At 62.6% G+C, this 14,674-nt stretch carries 15 protein-coding genes and 3 tRNA genes; 3 read left to right on the top strand and 15 right to left on the bottom strand.

What is annotated here, in order from left to right; all coding sequences use genetic code 11:
* Positions 1–163: 163 nt before the first annotated feature.
* Positions 164–400, top strand: a complete 237-nt coding sequence (locus ACQ4WQ_RS19390) for a hypothetical protein (protein WP_436499286.1) — start codon at positions 164–166, stop codon at positions 398–400.
* Positions 401–511: 111 nt separating this feature from the next.
* A complete protein-coding gene (gene dbpA, locus ACQ4WQ_RS19385) occupies positions 512–1,936 on the top strand; it encodes an ATP-dependent RNA helicase DbpA (protein ID WP_326459353.1) in 1,425 nt (474 codons plus the stop codon).
* On the opposite strand, the gene ACQ4WQ_RS19380 is transcribed toward dbpA, so the two are convergent.
* The 4 genes from ACQ4WQ_RS19380 to ACQ4WQ_RS19365 all read right to left on the bottom strand — a co-directional run bounded on the left by ACQ4WQ_RS19380 (position 1,923) and on the right by ACQ4WQ_RS19365 (position 5,872).
* Complete coding sequence (locus ACQ4WQ_RS19380) at positions 1,923–2,465, bottom strand: hypothetical protein (RefSeq protein ID WP_436499284.1); 543 nt, start codon at positions 2,463–2,465, stop codon at positions 1,923–1,925. The genes dbpA and ACQ4WQ_RS19380 overlap by 14 nt on opposite strands.
* On the bottom strand, positions 2,458–3,036 hold the full coding sequence (locus tag ACQ4WQ_RS19375) for a hypothetical protein (RefSeq protein ID WP_436499282.1): 579 nt from the start codon (positions 3,034–3,036) through the stop codon (positions 2,458–2,460). Before ACQ4WQ_RS19375 ends, ACQ4WQ_RS19380 begins: the two co-directional genes overlap by 8 nt.
* A 71-nt stretch (positions 3,037–3,107) precedes the next feature.
* A complete protein-coding gene (gene cysS, locus ACQ4WQ_RS19370) occupies positions 3,108–4,484 on the bottom strand; it encodes a cysteine--tRNA ligase (RefSeq protein ID WP_436499280.1) in 1,377 nt (458 codons plus the stop codon).
* A gap of 236 nt (positions 4,485–4,720) precedes the next feature.
* On the bottom strand, positions 4,721–5,872 hold the full coding sequence (locus ACQ4WQ_RS19365) for an MFS transporter (RefSeq protein WP_326459349.1): 1,152 nt from the start codon (positions 5,870–5,872) through the stop codon (positions 4,721–4,723).
* A 228-nt stretch (positions 5,873–6,100) separates the two neighbouring features.
* Between ACQ4WQ_RS19365 and ACQ4WQ_RS19360 the strand changes: the two genes are divergently transcribed.
* Entirely contained in the window at positions 6,101–6,928 is an 828-nt protein-coding gene (locus ACQ4WQ_RS19360) for an AraC family transcriptional regulator (RefSeq protein WP_436499278.1), read from the top strand.
* An 83-nt stretch (positions 6,929–7,011) separates the two neighbouring features.
* Here ACQ4WQ_RS19360 and aqpZ read toward each other — a convergent pair whose 3' ends face one another.
* From aqpZ to ACQ4WQ_RS19305, 11 genes are all read right to left on the bottom strand, one after another.
* Positions 7,012–7,701 carry an aquaporin Z gene (gene aqpZ / locus ACQ4WQ_RS19355; protein ID WP_058048505.1) on the bottom strand — a complete coding sequence of 230 codons (690 nt, stop codon included), beginning with the start codon at positions 7,699–7,701 and terminating at the stop codon, positions 7,012–7,014.
* A gap of 220 nt (positions 7,702–7,921) precedes the next feature.
* On the bottom strand, positions 7,922–8,332 hold the full coding sequence (locus ACQ4WQ_RS19350) for a GNAT family N-acetyltransferase (protein WP_436499276.1): 411 nt from the start codon (positions 8,330–8,332) through the stop codon (positions 7,922–7,924).
* Positions 8,332–8,790: an Ivy family c-type lysozyme inhibitor gene (locus tag ACQ4WQ_RS19345; RefSeq protein WP_436499274.1), complete on the bottom strand. Its 459-nt coding sequence runs from the start codon at positions 8,788–8,790 to the stop codon at positions 8,332–8,334. Before ACQ4WQ_RS19345 ends, ACQ4WQ_RS19350 begins: the two co-directional genes overlap by 1 nt.
* A gap of 65 nt (positions 8,791–8,855) precedes the next feature.
* Entirely contained in the window at positions 8,856–9,266 is a 411-nt protein-coding gene (locus ACQ4WQ_RS19340; protein WP_326459345.1) for a hypothetical protein, read from the bottom strand.
* A gap of 35 nt (positions 9,267–9,301) precedes the next feature.
* Positions 9,302–10,444, bottom strand: a complete 1,143-nt coding sequence (locus tag ACQ4WQ_RS19335) for an amidase family protein (protein ID WP_436499271.1) — start codon at positions 10,442–10,444, stop codon at positions 9,302–9,304.
* 158 nt (positions 10,445–10,602) lie between these two features.
* Positions 10,603–11,178: an elongation factor P gene (locus ACQ4WQ_RS19330; protein WP_070223695.1), complete on the bottom strand. Its 576-nt coding sequence runs from the start codon at positions 11,176–11,178 to the stop codon at positions 10,603–10,605.
* 135 nt (positions 11,179–11,313) lie between these two features.
* Positions 11,314–12,483: an elongation factor P maturation arginine rhamnosyltransferase EarP gene (gene earP / locus ACQ4WQ_RS19325; protein WP_436499269.1), complete on the bottom strand. Its 1,170-nt coding sequence runs from the start codon at positions 12,481–12,483 to the stop codon at positions 11,314–11,316.
* A 95-nt stretch (positions 12,484–12,578) separates the two neighbouring features.
* Positions 12,579–12,654 (bottom strand) — tRNA-Glu (locus ACQ4WQ_RS19320).
* Positions 12,655–12,719: 65 nt separating this feature from the next.
* Positions 12,720–12,795, bottom strand: a tRNA-Glu gene (locus ACQ4WQ_RS19315).
* Positions 12,796–12,918: 123 nt separating this feature from the next.
* Positions 12,919–12,994: transfer RNA gene (locus tag ACQ4WQ_RS19310), tRNA-Glu, on the bottom strand.
* Between the two features lie 325 nt (positions 12,995–13,319).
* Entirely contained in the window at positions 13,320–14,633 is a 1,314-nt protein-coding gene (locus ACQ4WQ_RS19305) for an MFS transporter (protein ID WP_227742140.1), read from the bottom strand.
* Between the last annotated feature and the right edge of the window lie 41 nt (positions 14,634–14,674).

The following is a 14,674-nucleotide window of genomic DNA, read 5'->3' as shown; positions in this document are numbered from 1 at the left end:
CTTAAATCCGCAGGACAGGTATTCCTGACGGTTGCATCCACAATGAGCCCGACTCCAGTAGCCGGGCTTTTGTTTTGTGGATGAAGTTAAAGCGTATTGGACATAGGCGGGCAGCACCTTGCCCGCCCCTTGGCTTTCACAGGCCAGGGACAGAGGTTAGCAAATGAGAGATAAAAAAGACAACGCCACCATCGACTTGCCCGGTTTCGGCCCGCCGCCAGCGCTCGAGGCGCCAGAGCCGGCGCCGGAGCCGCAGCGCCGCGCGCGCGTGCGCAAGGCGGCGCTGAAGCAGGTGCAGCTCGAATTGCTGGAGCCGACCGACGCCACGGGCTTGCCCGTATGGACGCGCGACGCCGGCCTCGATCTGACCGGCTTGCCCATATGGGCGCCCGATAATTAGTACCCACGCCGGCGGCCGTTTGCCGCCGGCTTCCACACCACCATCCGCACAAGGGCGTAGAACGCCTGTAGACTGTGCCCATCCACCCGCTTTTTACCGGCTCCGCCCTTTATGAACACCACCACTGCCACCACCTCTTTTTCCAGCCTGCCGCTGACGCCCGCCTTTTTGGCCAACCTCGATTCGCTCGGCTACCACGAGATGACCACCATCCAGGCGCAAAGCCTGCCGGCGGTGCTCGATGGCCGCGACCTGATCGCGCAAGCGAAAACGGGCAGCGGCAAGACGGCCGCCTTCGGCATCGGCATCCTGCACAAGCTCAATCCGGCCTGGTTTGCCGTGCAGGGCCTGGTGCTGTGCCCCACGCGCGAACTGGCCGACCAGGTGGCCAATGAGCTGCGCCGCCTGGCGCGCGCGGCTGGCAACATCAAGATCCTGACACTGACGGGCGGCGCGCCGATGCGCCCGCAGATCGCCTCGCTGGAACACGGCGCCCACATCGTCGTCGGCACGCCGGGCCGTTTGCGCGACCACCTGGGCCGCGGCACCATCAACCTGAATCATGTGCAAACCCTGGTGCTCGATGAAGCGGACCGCATGACGGACATGGGCTTTTATGAGGAAATCGCCGGCATCGTCAGCGCCTGCCCGGCGCGCCGCCAGACCCTGCTGTTCTCGGCCACGTATCCGGAAGACATCCGCCGCGCCACGGCGTCGTTCCTCGTCAATCCGCTGGAAGTGACGGTCGAGGCGCAGCACGACAACGACAAGATCGAACAGCGTTTCTATGAAATCGGCTTCGACGAGCGCAACAGCGCCGTCGGCAAGCTGTTAAAACACTTCAAGCCGGAGTCCACCCTGGCCTTCTGCAACACCAAGGTGCATTGCCGCGAGCTGGCCGAGGAACTGCGCCAGCAAGGCTTTTCCGCGCTGGCCCTGTACGGCGAGCTGGAACAGCGCGAGCGCGATGAAATCCTCGTGCTGTTCGCCAACCGCAGCTGCTCCGTGCTGGTGGCCACCGACGTCGCCGCGCGCGGCCTCGATATTTCCGACCTGGGCGCCGTGATCAACGTCGACGTCTCGAAGGACACGGAAGTGCACATCCACCGCATCGGCCGCACGGGCCGCGGCAGCAAGAAGGGCCTGGCCCTGTCGCTGTGCGCGCCGAACGAGAAAAAATGGGTCAAGCTGATCGAGCAGTACCAGAACAGCGCCGCCGAATGGCACGACCTGAAGGAACTGGCGGAAGATGACGGGATGGAGGCGCTGCCGGCGCCCATGGTCACCCTGTGCATCATGGGCGGCAAGAAGGACAAGCTGCGTCCGGGCGACTTGCTGGGCGCATTGACGGGCGATGCTGGCCTGACCAAGGAGCAGGTGGGCAAGATCAACGTGTTCGAGTTCATGACCTACGTGGCGCTCGACCGCAAGGTGGCAGAAGCGGCCTTCAAGCGCCTGAATGCGGGCAATACCCTGGGCCGCGACTTCGGCAACATCAAGGGCCGCAGCTTCAAGATGCGCTTTATCGAGGCGTAAGGCCTTGCAAGGCACGCAGGGCCGCCATGGTCCTGCGTCCCGGATAATCTTCCCACACGGGATAGCGCCAGCGGTAGTAGCAGTTCCAGTAGCTGATGGCGCGCCGCTCCAGCGTATCGAGATATGCTGGGTTCTCCCGCAGGTAGCGCGCCAGCGCCTCCCCATTCCAGGCCGGCAGCGCCGCGCCAATGACCTCGATCATCTCCAGCACGTATTCGCCGCACAGGTGCACCAAAAAAGGCACCGTCCACACCCGCTCCTGCCGCAACAGCTGCCTGACACACGCTTCGCGCAGATGGCCGTCGTGGTGGCGCGTACCCAGGCACAGGGCGATCACGCCCGCGTCGCCGGCCAGCCGCGTACAGTCCAGCAACCGCTCGCGGTCGTAATAAGTGCGCGCCGGGATCAGCAAGGCCTCGCCATTCTGATACACGGCAAATGGCGGGTGTGCCCGGCTGCTTCCCAGCGCGGGCAGCAGCTGCGCCACAGTGCCGGCCAATGCCGCCGGAAAGGCGTCCGCTTCAGCCATCGCGGCCCTCCCGGCACACCTTGCGCACGCCCAGCGCAGGCTGGTCCATCTTTTCAAAGATCACGTTCGAATACCATTCGGCAGGGTCGCCTGCGGTGGGCTTGCCCAGCGAAGTATAGTAGCCGCCATGCGTAAACAGGGCCGTGGTTTCCTTGCCTGGCGTGGCGCGCTGCAGGAAGGCCGGCCAGGCCGCCTTGTCGACTGGCGCAAAACGCGCGGCCAGCAGCGCCAGCAAACGCGCGTGCGTGGCCGGCGCATACGGGAACAGATACAGGTATTCGACCAGTTCGCCGCCATCGGCCAGGCGCGTGACGGCGGCCGTCGCCGCATCGACCGTGTCCTCGGCGTCGCCAAAGCGGCACAGGGTACCGCCGCTGTAGGCGAAATCGATGACGGTCGCCGGTGCGCACGCCTGCCGTTCGCGGTCGACGCCGACGGGCGGCAGCGCGCGCACTTGTGCCAGCAGCGCTTCGCCGGACGTGGCCAGCACGGGAAAGCCCGGACACTCGCCGGCCGCCTGCGCGGCAGAAAAGGCAAGACAGCAACTCCATAACAACACGCCACGCTTCACGGCATCTCCCGCGTTTATCATGCGGCCATTATGCATGGCCGCCGCAGATACGGCCACACGCTCACAGGGTGTCACAAAGCGCGCGCCTGCTGGCCCTGCGGCGTATCGTCGATGTCATAGCCGGCCGCGCGCGCCAGTTCGCGCAGACGGTCCGCCTCGGCCCACTGGCGCTGTGCGCGTGCGCTGGCCCGTTCCGCCAGCCACGCCAGCACCGGCTGCGGCACTTCCACCTGCGCCGGCTGCCAGGCCAGCAGATCGAGTCCCAGAACCGCATCGAAGCGGGCCATGGTGGCCTTTTTCACGCCATCGGGCAGCGCGCTTTTCAGCAGCTCCCAGGCCACGGCCAGCGCGCGCGGATAATTCAGGTCATCGTTGATGCAGGTCCTAAAACGCGCCAGCCATGTCGCATCGGCCTCGCCGTCCGCATCCCCCAGGCCATGCACGGCCACGCGCAGGCGCGCCAGGCCGCTGCTGGCGGCGCGCAAGGCCTCGTCCGTAAAATTGAGGCTGCTGCGGTAGTGGGCGCCCAGGCACAGGTAGCGGTAGGCCAGCGGATCGATGCCCTGCTCCGCCAGGCTTTGCAGGCGCAGGAAGTCGCCCGAGGATTTCGACATCTTCGCATCCTGGGTCTTGAGGAAGGCGCCGTGCAGCCAGAAGTTGGCCAGGCGCGTGCCGTGGCGCGCTTCCGTTTGCGCGATCTCGTTGCTGTGGTGGACGGCCACGTGGTCTTCGCCGCCGCAATGGATGTCGAAATACGTGCCCAGGTGCTTTTCCGCCATGGCCGAGCATTCGATATGCCAGCCGGGGAAACCCAGGCCCCACGGGCTGTCCCACTCCATCTGCCGCTGGCCAGGCACGCCACTGAACTTCCACAGCGCGAAGTCGCAGATATCGCGCTTCTGTCCCAAGTCCACCCGTTTCCCCGCCTGCAGGCCGTCGCGCTTCAGGCGCGCCAGCTTGCCGTAGCTATCCTGGCGCGTCGTGTCGAAATAGATGCCGTCGTCCGTGCGGTAGGTATAGCCCTTCGCTTCCAGGTCGAGGATGAAATCGATCTGTTCCGCGATGTGGTCGGTGGCGCGGCACCAGACGGTGGGCGGCAGGATATTGAGCTGGCGCAGATCGTCCTCGAACGCGCGCGTGAATGCGGCGGCGATATCCCAGGCCGACTTGCCGCTGCGCCGGCTGCGCGCTTCGACCTTGTCGTCGCCGCTATCCGCGTCCGACGTCAAATGGCCCACGTCCGTGATGTTCATCACATGACGCACCTGCAGGCCGTTGAATGCGAGCGCGCGGCGCAAGCCGTCGACGAACAGGTAGGTGCGCAGGTTGCCGATGTGCGCGTAATCGTAGACGGTGGGGCCGCAGGCGTACAGGCCCGCCTGGCCCGGGGCGATGGGTTCAAACGGGCGCAGGCTGCGCGCATAGGTATCGTACAGATGAAGTGTCATGCGGGGCTTTCATTAACGCTGCGGAAAAAGAAAATGGCCACAGGTTTTTCAACACTGTGGCCATCAATTGAGGAGTAAAACGTCAGCGGCGCGCAGCCGCATCCTCACGGGGCCAGGCGCACGGACACAGCGCAGCAGCGGCGCCGGATGCGGAAACTGGAGGGAGGATGAAAGTGATCATGGGACGAATATCGCATGTACGCGGGCGGGCCGTCAAGCCCTCCCGCGTCCCCCGCTTATTTTTTCGCCTGCTCGATATGCGGCAGCAGCACCGTCAGAATGCCCAGCAGCGGCAAATAGGAACAGATTTTATACACATAGGCGATGCCGGAGATATCAGCCAGGTGGCCCATGGCGGCCGCCGCGATGCCGGAGACGCCGAACATCAGGCCAAAGAAGATGCCCGCGATCATGCCCACCTTGCCCGGCACCAGTTCCTGCGCGAAGACGACGATGGCGGAAAAGGCGGACGAAATCACGAAGCCGATGATCACCGTCAGGACAGCCGTCCAGAACAGGTCGACATACGGCAGCAGCAGGGTGAACGGCGCGGCGCCCAGGATGGAAATCCAGATCACGCGCTTGCGGCCGATGCGGTCGCCGATGGGCCCGCCCATGAAGGTGCCGGCCGCCACGGCGGCGAGGAACAGGAACAGGTAGAGCTGGGCATCGCCGAGCGACAAATGGAATTTGTCGATCAGGTAAAACGTATAGTAGCTCGACAGGCTGGCCATGTAGATGTACTTCGAGAATACCAGCAGGGCCAGCACGCCCAGCGCGCCAATCACCTTGTTGCGCGACAAGTTCGGGCCATGGCCGCCCGCCTTCGGCTTGAAGCTGGCCAGGTGGCCGCTGTACCAGTGGCTGACCTTGTACAGCACGCCGATGGCCAGCACGGCCAGCAAGCTGAACCAGGCGACATTGCCGTGGCCACGGTTCACGATGACGGCGGCCGCCAGCAGCGGCCCCAGCGCGGAACCCACGTTGCCGCCCACCTGGAACAGGGACTGGGCAAAGCCGTAGCGCCCGCCCGAGGCCATGCGCGCCACGCGCGACGCTTCCGGGTGGAAGGTCGAGGAACCGACGCCGATCAGGCCGGCGGCGAGCAGCAGGGTCGGGAAGGTCGAGACGACGGACAGCATCAGCACGCCGGCCAGGGTGAAGCACATGCCGACAGGCAGCAGGAATGGCAGCGGACGGCGGTCCGTGTACAAGCCGATCCAGGGCTGCAGCAACGATGCCGTGCACTGGAACGTCAGGGTTATAAGGCCGACCTGGGTAAAACTGAGTGAAAACTCGGCTTTCAGCATCGGATAAATCGACGGCAATAATGCCTGGATCAAGTCATTGAGCAAATGCACGAAGGCGACGGCGCCCAGGATGTGCATGGCCAGACCGGATTGTTGTTGGGAACTATGAAGCGAAGGGGAAGCCGGCACGGACTTGGCCAATGCTGGGGCAGTTGTGGTTGTATGCATGTGTCATCCGCAATGATCGGGCTCGGCGGGCGGCCCGGCAAAGAACCCAGTATAGTATGGTCACTGAACTGATAACTTCCAATAATCGTCGCCCAAGTGACAACTAAGTGACAATCAGGTGACAATCAAACCATCTATATGTACACCCACCCACCCGCCCAGACCCACCCCGATGGCGTGCCGTTCAGCCGCAGCACCAGCTCGCACGACTACCAGCATGTGCCACGGCCCGTGACGGCCATGTCCAGGCAATATGCGGCCGGCGACTATACGGCGCCGCACAGCCACGTGCGGGCGCAACTGCTGTATGCGACGGAAGGCGTGATGCGCGTCTCCACCGGGCACGGCGTGTGGATCTTGCCGCCCCGGCGCGCCCTGCTGATCCCCGTGGGCGTCGTGCATGAAGTCCACATCTTGAGCGAACTGAGCATGCGCACCGTGTACATCGATGCGCAGGTGGCGGCCCCGTACGGCGCCGATTGCAAGGTGCTGGAAGTGAGCCGGCTGCTGCGCGAGCTGATCCTGGCCTTGCTGGCCGAACCGATCGAATATGCGCTGGCGGGGCGCGGCGACTGGCTGGCGCACCTGATCCTGTCGGAACTGGCGGCGGCCGATACTGTGCCCCTCGCCATCCCCTGGCCTCGCGACCGGCGCCTGGTGGCCGTGTGCACGGCCATCATGAGCGCGCCCGGCAGCCGGCGCAGCATCGAGGACTGGGCGCAGGATGCGGGCGCCAGCGCGCGCACCCTGATCCGCTTATTCCCGAAGGAAACGGGCTTGCACTACCGCCAATGGCTGCAGCAAGTCCACCTGGCCGAGGCATTCTGCCGCCTGGACCGGGGCGAAGGCGTGGCGGCCATCGCCTATGCGCTGGGCTACGCCAGCCCCAGCGCCTTCAGCGCCATGTTCCGCCGCATCCTGGGCCGCACGCCGCAGCATTACCTAAGCGAATGGCGCGCCGCGTAGGTCGGCTTAGCGCGGCGCAGCCGCGCGTAAGCCGACAAGCTACTGTTGGCATCGTCGGCTTACGCCCTGCGGGCTAAGCCGACCTACTCTTTTTCGCCCGCGATCAAGCGGTAGGCCAGCGCGCCCAGCAAGGCGCCGATGATCGGTGCCAGCCAGAACAGCCACAGCTGGCTGGTGGCCCAGTCGCCCACGTACAGGGCCACGCCCGTGCTGCGGGCCGGGTTGACGGAGGTATTGGTCACGGGGATGCTGATCAGGTGGATCAGGGTCAGCGCCAGACCGATCGGCAGCGGGGCGAAGCCGGCCGGCGCGCGCTTGTCGGTGGCACCCAGGATGACGATCAGGAAGAACATCGTCAGCACGATTTCAATGACCAGCGCCGACAGCATCGAATAGCCGCCCGGCGAGTGGGCGCCGAAGCCGTTCGAGGCAAAGCCCTTGCTGACGTCGAAACCGGCCTGGCCACTGGCGATCACGTACAGCACGCCACCGGCCACGATGGCGCCCAGTACTTGCGCGATGATGTAAGGCAGCAGTTGATTGGCGGGAAAGCGGCCGCCCGCCCACAGGCCGATCGAGACGGCGGGATTCAAGTGGCAGCCCGAGATGTGGCCGATGGCGTAAGCCATGGTCAGCACCGTCAGGCCAAACGCCAGCGCTACGCCGACAAAGCCGATGCCGAGGCCGGGAAAGGCGGCGGCCAGCACGGCGCTGCCGCAACCACCCAGTACCAGCCAGAACGTGCCGAGAAATTCGGCGCCATATTGTTTCATGATGTATTCCTTTAAAGTGACGAGAAAACGTGCCAGGGACGACCAATCGGACCGCTCACCACCTTTGCCCGCGCCCGGAGGCGATGGCAAAGCACAGCACCAGCAACGCACCGCAAGCTGCAGAGCGCGAATAATGACATGACGTCATTATCAATGCAACATTATTAAGTATAATAATGTTAATAGTTCTCTTGACACCTAAAGGTTGTTTTGATAATTTTCACGGCGCGGGGCGGCGCATGTACTTTTGCGGCGCCTCCAGCGGCGCAAAACCAAAGCTTGCATACAGGCCATGGGCGTCATCGGTCCCCAGCATCCAGGCGACATCGCGCAAGCGCGCATCGCCGAGCACGGCGGCCACCATCTGCCTGCCATAGCCGCGCCCCTGGTATGGCGGCAGCACGAACACGTCGCGCAGGTAGGCAAAATCCGTGTAATCGGTGATGACCCTGGCGAACGCCACTTGCTGGCCATCCACATAGCCACCGAAACACAGCGCATTGTCGATGCCCTTGCGTACCGTTTCCAGCGCCACGCCGCACTTCCAGTACGACTGCTCGCTCAGGTAGCGGTGAATCATGGGCACGTCCAGCCCATCGCGCTCGCTGGAGATGCGCAGTGGCGCGTGCATCAGTTCTTGTACAGCAAGTCGGCTTCGGCGATGCTGGGCTCGCCGAAATACACGGTGCGCAAGCCGCCCTTGGCATCGCTGCCCATGTACACGCCCGTCATGCTGCGCGCGACCGGGTCGTACAAAATGGAATAGCGGTGACCGCAATTGTGCGGTTCGCAGACACTGCTCAGCAGGCGCGCCTTGCCGTCGATTTCGACAGGCTTGAGCGGACTGGCCACGCCATCTGGCACCCAGCGCTGGCGCTTCAGGCCCGCCTTTTTCAAGCCCACATTGAAGGCCTGGCGAAAGGCGTAGTCCGCCTTGTAGACATCGGGGAAATATGGGCAGGTATGGCCGCCGTCGCAGCTTTGCGCCTGCTCGATCAGCGACAGTTTGGGCGTACGCGCTTGTGCCGGCATGGCGGCCAGCGCCACGGCGGCGCCCAGAAACACGGGTAAAAGCAAACGTACAGGCATGCCATCTCCTAAAAGCATAGAGTAATGCCGGAAGCATAGCAGAATGGCATGCTGGTGTGCGCGCCTCAGGGAGAACAGCGTATGCCGACCACCCCGTTGACCTTGCCTTCCGGCCAGCCCGTCTCGCGCCAGCGGTACACGCCGGGCGCGACGATGATCAACTGCCATTCCACCAGCTTGCCAGCGTCGTTGAGGCGGGTTTCATTGTCATAGCGTAAAGTCAGGCTGCGCTCCGTTTCCGCCACGACCGTCGCGGCAAAGCGGTTGGTTTCGCCCAGCTTGCTTTTCCACGTGCGGTCATTGAAGATCGCCAGCCGCTGATGATCATCAGACAACTGCATGCGCGTAAAGTGCCGCGCTTCTTCGCACACACTATTCGTATTCACGCTGTCGGACCAGCTGCCGGACAGTTGCGCGGCATCAAAAGGAGTCGGGGTGGCGGCCGCGGCCGCAGTCAGCAGCAAGGTTGCAAGCATAGATTATCAAAAGAAAACGAAAGGAAAAATCATGGTCAACGCAGCGCCAGGGCGATGCTCGATGGCAGTGCGGGCGTGCGCCGGTGCAAAGTCGCCTGCTCGTAGGCATACGCCATCGCAATGAGACGCATATCGCCGTGGGCGGGACCGATGAAGGATAAACCGACGGGCAAGCCCCCGGCAACGCCTGCCGGCACCGTGATATGCGGCAAGGCCGACGGCGCCGGCGACACGCCATGGCACGTGGGGCCCGCCAGCGCGTCGAGCCTATGCGAGCCCAGCAGCGCCTCGATGCCGCCAGGCGCGGGCGCGGGCGGCGTCTCGACCAGTTCCGCACCCAGTTCGCGCAGCACCAGCAGCGCCTGCTCGATCACGGCGTCGGTCCCGGCGCACAGGCCGAACAGGCTGCGCGCCACGCCGATGCGGCGCCCTTGCAAGCCGGCAAGGTCGAGCGCCATGCCATCGGCCAGGCCTTCGCCCGTCAGAGCGGCGAGCAGCCAGGCCGCTTCACGCACGCTGGGCGCCATCGGTCCGGCCGCGGCTGGCTCGCCGCCCTGCCCCGCGACAGTCCTGCCCGTGGGCTTGATGGCGACCAGGCCGCAGTTTGACGCAGGTGCGACGATGGAGCCGTCCGCCGCGCTGTCGACGGCCAGGATGGTCAGCCCAGCCCAGCTGGCACTGGCATGCGGCACGCTGACGGCGGCCCACTGGCGCAAATTGCTTTTGCCGATGATGACGGCGCCGGCCGCGCGCAAGCGCGCCGCGACGAAGGAATCGCAGCTGGCATGCGTGGCCAGGGTTGCCTGCGTGCGCGTCTTCATGCGGTCGCCCGTGGCGATATTGTCGCGCAAGACGATGGGAATGCCATGCAAGGGGCCGCGCACCTTATGCACCTGCCGTTCGCGGTCCATTTCCAGCGCGATTTTCAGCGCATCGGGATTGATTTCAATGCCGGGATAGGCGCGCGCGCCGGTGCTGCACAGGGAACGGATGCGCCTCAGGTACTGCGATGTCAGCGCATGCGAACTGAGTTTGCCTGCCTGCATCATCTGCTGTTGCGGCAACACGCCCGCATCGAGCAGATGGGCCATGGGACTGGCGGGCGCCGTGGCGCGGGCCAATACGGGACGCGCCACGCCCCGGGACGCGCCACTGCGTGACATCTGACTGCGCTGCATGCTATCTCCAGGAAACTTCAATGTTTCTACCGCAATAATGTGCTAGCCATAGCATAGCAGTCCTTGCAACACAATTGTTGTTGAAAGGAATTATTTTTCAAGCAAAAAAAAACGCCGCCCGAAGGCAGCGTTTCTTGATGGTCAAGCACTGGCGCGTATCAGTTGCGCACGACACGCTTGTATTCGTTGGTACGGGTGTCGATTTCGATGACGTCGTCCTGTGCCACGAACAGCGGCACTTGCACGGTGTGGCGGTGCGCGTCGATGGCGTTTTCGATCTTGGCTTCTTTCAGGACGTTGCCCGACGTGTTGCCCTTGACCGCTGGCTCCGAGTACACCACTTGACGCGCGATGGTCGTCGGCAGTTCAACGGAGATAGCCTTGCCGTCGTAGAAAATGGCTTCGCATTCCATGCCATCCTTCAGGTAATGCAGTGCATCGCCCAGGTTTTCTTCTTCGATTTCGTACTGGTTGTACTCGGTGTCCATGAAGACGAACAGCGGGTCGGCGAAGTACGAATACGTCACTGGCTTTTTATCCAGAACAACCACGTCGAACTTGTCGTCGCCGCGGAACACGTTTTCCATCGGGGTGTTCGTCAGAAGATTTTTCATCTTCCATTTGTAGGTGAAGCCCGTGCGGCTCGAACCGTTGACATCAGAACGCAACACGATCATTGGCTTGCTGTCGACCATGATGATATTGCCAACACGAATTTCTTTTGCGGGTTTCATAGGAATGTACGTAAAAAGTGGGTTGCATGAAGACCATCTGCCGCCTGTGCGCCATCAGCGCCGCAAGCTTGCGTTTGATCGGTTAAAAATACGTTAGAAATAACCGGGCATTTTACCTTAATTTTGGGCAAGCGCCTATCTCGTCGCGCCGGCGAACGCCAGCAAGTTACTTGCCAGATCGCCATGAGCCTGCATCTGCTGCCGCCAGGCCTGCGCCCGCGCCCGGATGCGCGGCAGATCGGCCTGCAATGCGGGCCACAGCCGCGCCCACGGCAAGGCGTCCGCGCTGGCGCCATTCCAGGCCAGCGCCGCCCGCACCAGGCTGTCGATGGCGCCGTCCGCGTCCACCGCATAGCGCTGCAGGAAGGCGCGCAATTTCACGTGATGCAAGTTTTCGTCCTGCAAGTAGATATGCCAGATAAACGGCTGGCACGCCCATTGCGCGCGCACGAAGGAATCCTCGCCACGCACGAAATTGACGTCGCAAGCCCACAGCAGGCGGTCGTAATCGTCCTGCGGCACGAAAGGCAGCACGCGCACGGTGAGCGCGCCGCGCGTGTGCGCCGCACCGGCCACCGCCGCATCGTCGCCGATAAACGCTTGAACGGCATCGAACGCGACGCCTTCCGGCACCAGGCATGTGATGGGCTCGCTCCCCGCCTGCCAGGTCGCGAACAGTTCGGCGACGGGCGCGGACGGATAGCAGAACAGCGACACTTTCACGGCACGCATTTGCGCCGCCGTGACGCCGAACTGCCCGAGGAAGGCCGCCATGGCGGGCACATCGGCCTGGAACGCCAGCCTTTTTTCATCGAGCGCCGCTTCGCGCAGCAAACCGCCCGTCTTGTCGGTAAAACCGGGAAAGAAGAAATGCTTGATCATGCCGTGGCGCGGCGACGTCAGCGCATGGCAACCCTCGACCCACTCTTCCGCCGTCAAGCCTTCCAGGTTCAGCCACACAGGCTGCGGCGAACACTGCGCCATGGCGGCGATATAGCCGGGCGGAATGTCGCAGGCAAAAAACTCGATAACGATGTCGGCGACGTCGGCGGGCGCAAACGCGCCATCCTGGCCGCGCCAGTGGCGGACGGTGATGCCGGACACCTGCTGCGTCTCGGCCTTCACGTCGATTTCGGGGCAGATGCGCCGGAAACTGGATAAATCATCGACCCACAGGGTGACGGCCACGCCATGCTCGCCGCTCAACTGCCGCGCCAAACGCCAGCAAATGCCGATATCGCCGTAGTTGTCGACGACTTTGCAGAAGATGGCCAGGGATGGTGCGCGATCGGTAGGTAATGGCATAGTCGACGGGAAGAGAAAAACATGGGCATGGCGGCCAATAACAAAAAAGCCGCACTGTTACCAGGCGGCTTTTTTGTTGGCTGATTCAGCCGGTCTGGCGTCCCCAAGGGGATTCGAACCCCTGTACTCACCGTGAAAGGGTGATGTCCTAGGCCTCTAGACGATGGGGACAGAAAATCTGTCCTGGATGCGCTGCTCTGCATCCCGACCTGTTACTTGCTTGCTACTTGCGAATCTGGCGTCCCCAAGGGGATTCGAACCCCTGTACTCACCGTGAAAGGGTGATGTCCTAGGCCTCTAGACGATGGGGACAAAATCTGTCCTGAATGCACTACTTCGCATCCTGACCCGGTACTGCAGCAATATGGCAGAAACAAAAAAAGCCTGACTTGTCAGGCCCGTTCAGCACTGCACTCTTGCTTTACAACTAAATCCTGGCGTCCCCAAGGGGATTCGAACCCCTGTACTCACCGTGAAAGGGTGATGTCCTAGGCCTCTAGACGATGGGGACCTGTGCTGGCTTTACTCTCAGCGGACTCTTCGTTGAAGGCTTTGCTTAGCCCCTCAAAAAAGCGTGCGCGAAGTATAGCACGGGGCCATTCACAAAATCAACCGCAGGCGCATCTTATTTTCCACGGAGGAAACCGTTTCCGGCGGCGATTGCTCAATGTGCAATCGATCGGCTGCGCGGGCGAGGCACAGGTCCTCGGCAACAGCAGCCAGACAAGCAAAAGGAAAGCTTCTTGCCCCCCTTCGTTTGTACTGGCCCAAACCCACGTCATGCAAGGGTTGGGCGGCGGGAGGCGCTGAGCAAGCTTGGCCCGCCGCCTTGACCATCAGTTCTTGTAATGACTGAAGCGATAACCTTGGTCGAAGTATGCTGCCAATGCGACGATCGCTCCGGAGCACGTGAGCATCAAGGCCACTGCGCTCGTGTCACGAGTCGCAGACTGGGCAACCATTGATAACGCCCACAACGGGGCAATACCGCCGGCAATGGCAGTGCCGATTTCACGCCCCGAACCGACCCCCGTCGAGCGGTTTTGCACGGCAAACTGGCGACTGAGGAAAGAACCCTGTGGGGCGAACATCATCGGCGCCAGCACCCCGGTGCCGACGATCAGCGCCAGGTAAATCAGCCTGTTCTCGCCGCTATCCAGCAACTGCATGAACGGGTACGCGAACAATGCTGACAGCAGGCCGCCGACGATCAGCAGCTTCTTGCTGCTGAACTTGTCACACAGATAGCCGAAGAGCGGGACGGTAAAGATTGCGACCAGACTGGCCAGTGTCACCGATAGCGATGTCACGCTGGCCGAAATGCCCTTGAACTGGGTCAGGTAGGCCAGCGAGAAGGTCTTGAAGACATAGCTCAGTGCGTTGTAACCGATGGCGACAAAGAAGACGACGCCCAGGCCCTTAAGATTGGTTTTCCACAATTCGCGGAACGGCCTCTTCTGGCGATGGCTTTCCTCGAAGTGGTGATACTCTGGCGTTTCCGGCAGACTCCCGCGCACCCAGAGCCCAACCAGTACCAGCACGAAACTGAGGATGAAGGGAATGCGCCAACCGCCGGCAAGCAAAAACTTGTCGCCATTGACGGTCAGCAGATAAACGGTCAGCGACGATAGCAACAGGCCAAGGTTCAGCCCCAATGCAGGCCACGCACCTTGTCGTCCCTTCTTGTTGTCGGCCGCATGTTCGTAGGAAGTTACCGCCGCCCCCGCCAGTTCAGCACCGGCACCCAGGCCCTGCACAATGCGGATCAGCACCAGGCACAGGGGCGCCCAAACGCCGATGCTGGCGTAGGAAGGGACCAGGCCAATGGCGGTCGTGCACAAGCCCATCATACAGAAAGTAACGAACAACATTTTCTTGCGCCCGTAGCGGTCGCCGAAGTAGCCGAAGAACAGCCCCCCGATCGGTCGCGCCACAAAGCCGATGGCGAAGGTGGCAAAGGCTTGCAGCGATGCATTCGCCGGGTCCGAGGTATCGAAGAAGACCTTGCTGAAGACAATCGACGCCATCGTCGCGTAAAGATAAAAGTCATACCACTCCAGCATTGAGCCGACGATGGTCGCTGCCGCCACTTTGCGCAAACGACTTTTTGTCTGTGCCGGGGTTTCCTGTTCCGTTTTTTGAATGTTCAAAATGTCTCCTTCATGAATTAATTTTTTTCTTTTTCGCCTAG

The sequence above is a fragment of the Janthinobacterium goodfellowi genome (assembly GCF_051380695.1).
Taxonomy (GTDB): Bacteria; Pseudomonadota; Gammaproteobacteria; order Burkholderiales; family Burkholderiaceae_D; genus Janthinobacterium.
Note: the sequence above shows the minus strand (reverse complement) of the source record. Positions and strands in the feature narration are given on the sequence as shown.

Bases quoted from the DNA above. Each gene is read 5' to 3' on its own strand.
- ACQ4WQ_RS19390 (WP_436499286.1), top strand. From the start codon at position 164: ATGAGAGATAAAAAAGACAACGCCACCATCGACTTGCCCGGTTTCGGC.
- dbpA (WP_326459353.1), top strand. From the start codon at position 512: ATGAACACCACCACTGCCACCACCTCTTTTTCCAGCCTGCCGCTGACG.
- ACQ4WQ_RS19380 (WP_436499284.1), bottom strand. From the start codon at position 2,465: ATGGCTGAAGCGGACGCCTTTCCGGCGGCATTGGCCGGCACTGTGGCG.
- cysS (WP_436499280.1), bottom strand. From the start codon at position 4,484: ATGACACTTCATCTGTACGATACCTATGCGCGCAGCCTGCGCCCGTTT.
- ACQ4WQ_RS19365 (WP_326459349.1), bottom strand. From the start codon at position 5,872: ATGCACATCCTGGGCGCCGTCGCCTTCGTGCATTTGCTCAATGACTTG.
- ACQ4WQ_RS19360 (WP_436499278.1), top strand. From the start codon at position 6,101: ATGTACACCCACCCACCCGCCCAGACCCACCCCGATGGCGTGCCGTTC.
- aqpZ (WP_058048505.1), bottom strand. From the start codon at position 7,701: ATGAAACAATATGGCGCCGAATTTCTCGGCACGTTCTGGCTGGTACTG.
- ACQ4WQ_RS19350 (WP_436499276.1), bottom strand. From the start codon at position 8,332: ATGCACGCGCCACTGCGCATCTCCAGCGAGCGCGATGGGCTGGACGTG.
- ACQ4WQ_RS19345 (WP_436499274.1), bottom strand. From the start codon at position 8,790: ATGCCTGTACGTTTGCTTTTACCCGTGTTTCTGGGCGCCGCCGTGGCG.
- ACQ4WQ_RS19340 (WP_326459345.1), bottom strand. From the start codon at position 9,266: ATGCTTGCAACCTTGCTGCTGACTGCGGCCGCGGCCGCCACCCCGACT.
- ACQ4WQ_RS19335 (WP_436499271.1), bottom strand. From the start codon at position 10,444: ATGCAGCGCAGTCAGATGTCACGCAGTGGCGCGTCCCGGGGCGTGGCG.
- ACQ4WQ_RS19330 (WP_070223695.1), bottom strand. From the start codon at position 11,178: ATGAAACCCGCAAAAGAAATTCGTGTTGGCAATATCATCATGGTCGAC.
- earP (WP_436499269.1), bottom strand. From the start codon at position 12,483: ATGCCATTACCTACCGATCGCGCACCATCCCTGGCCATCTTCTGCAAA.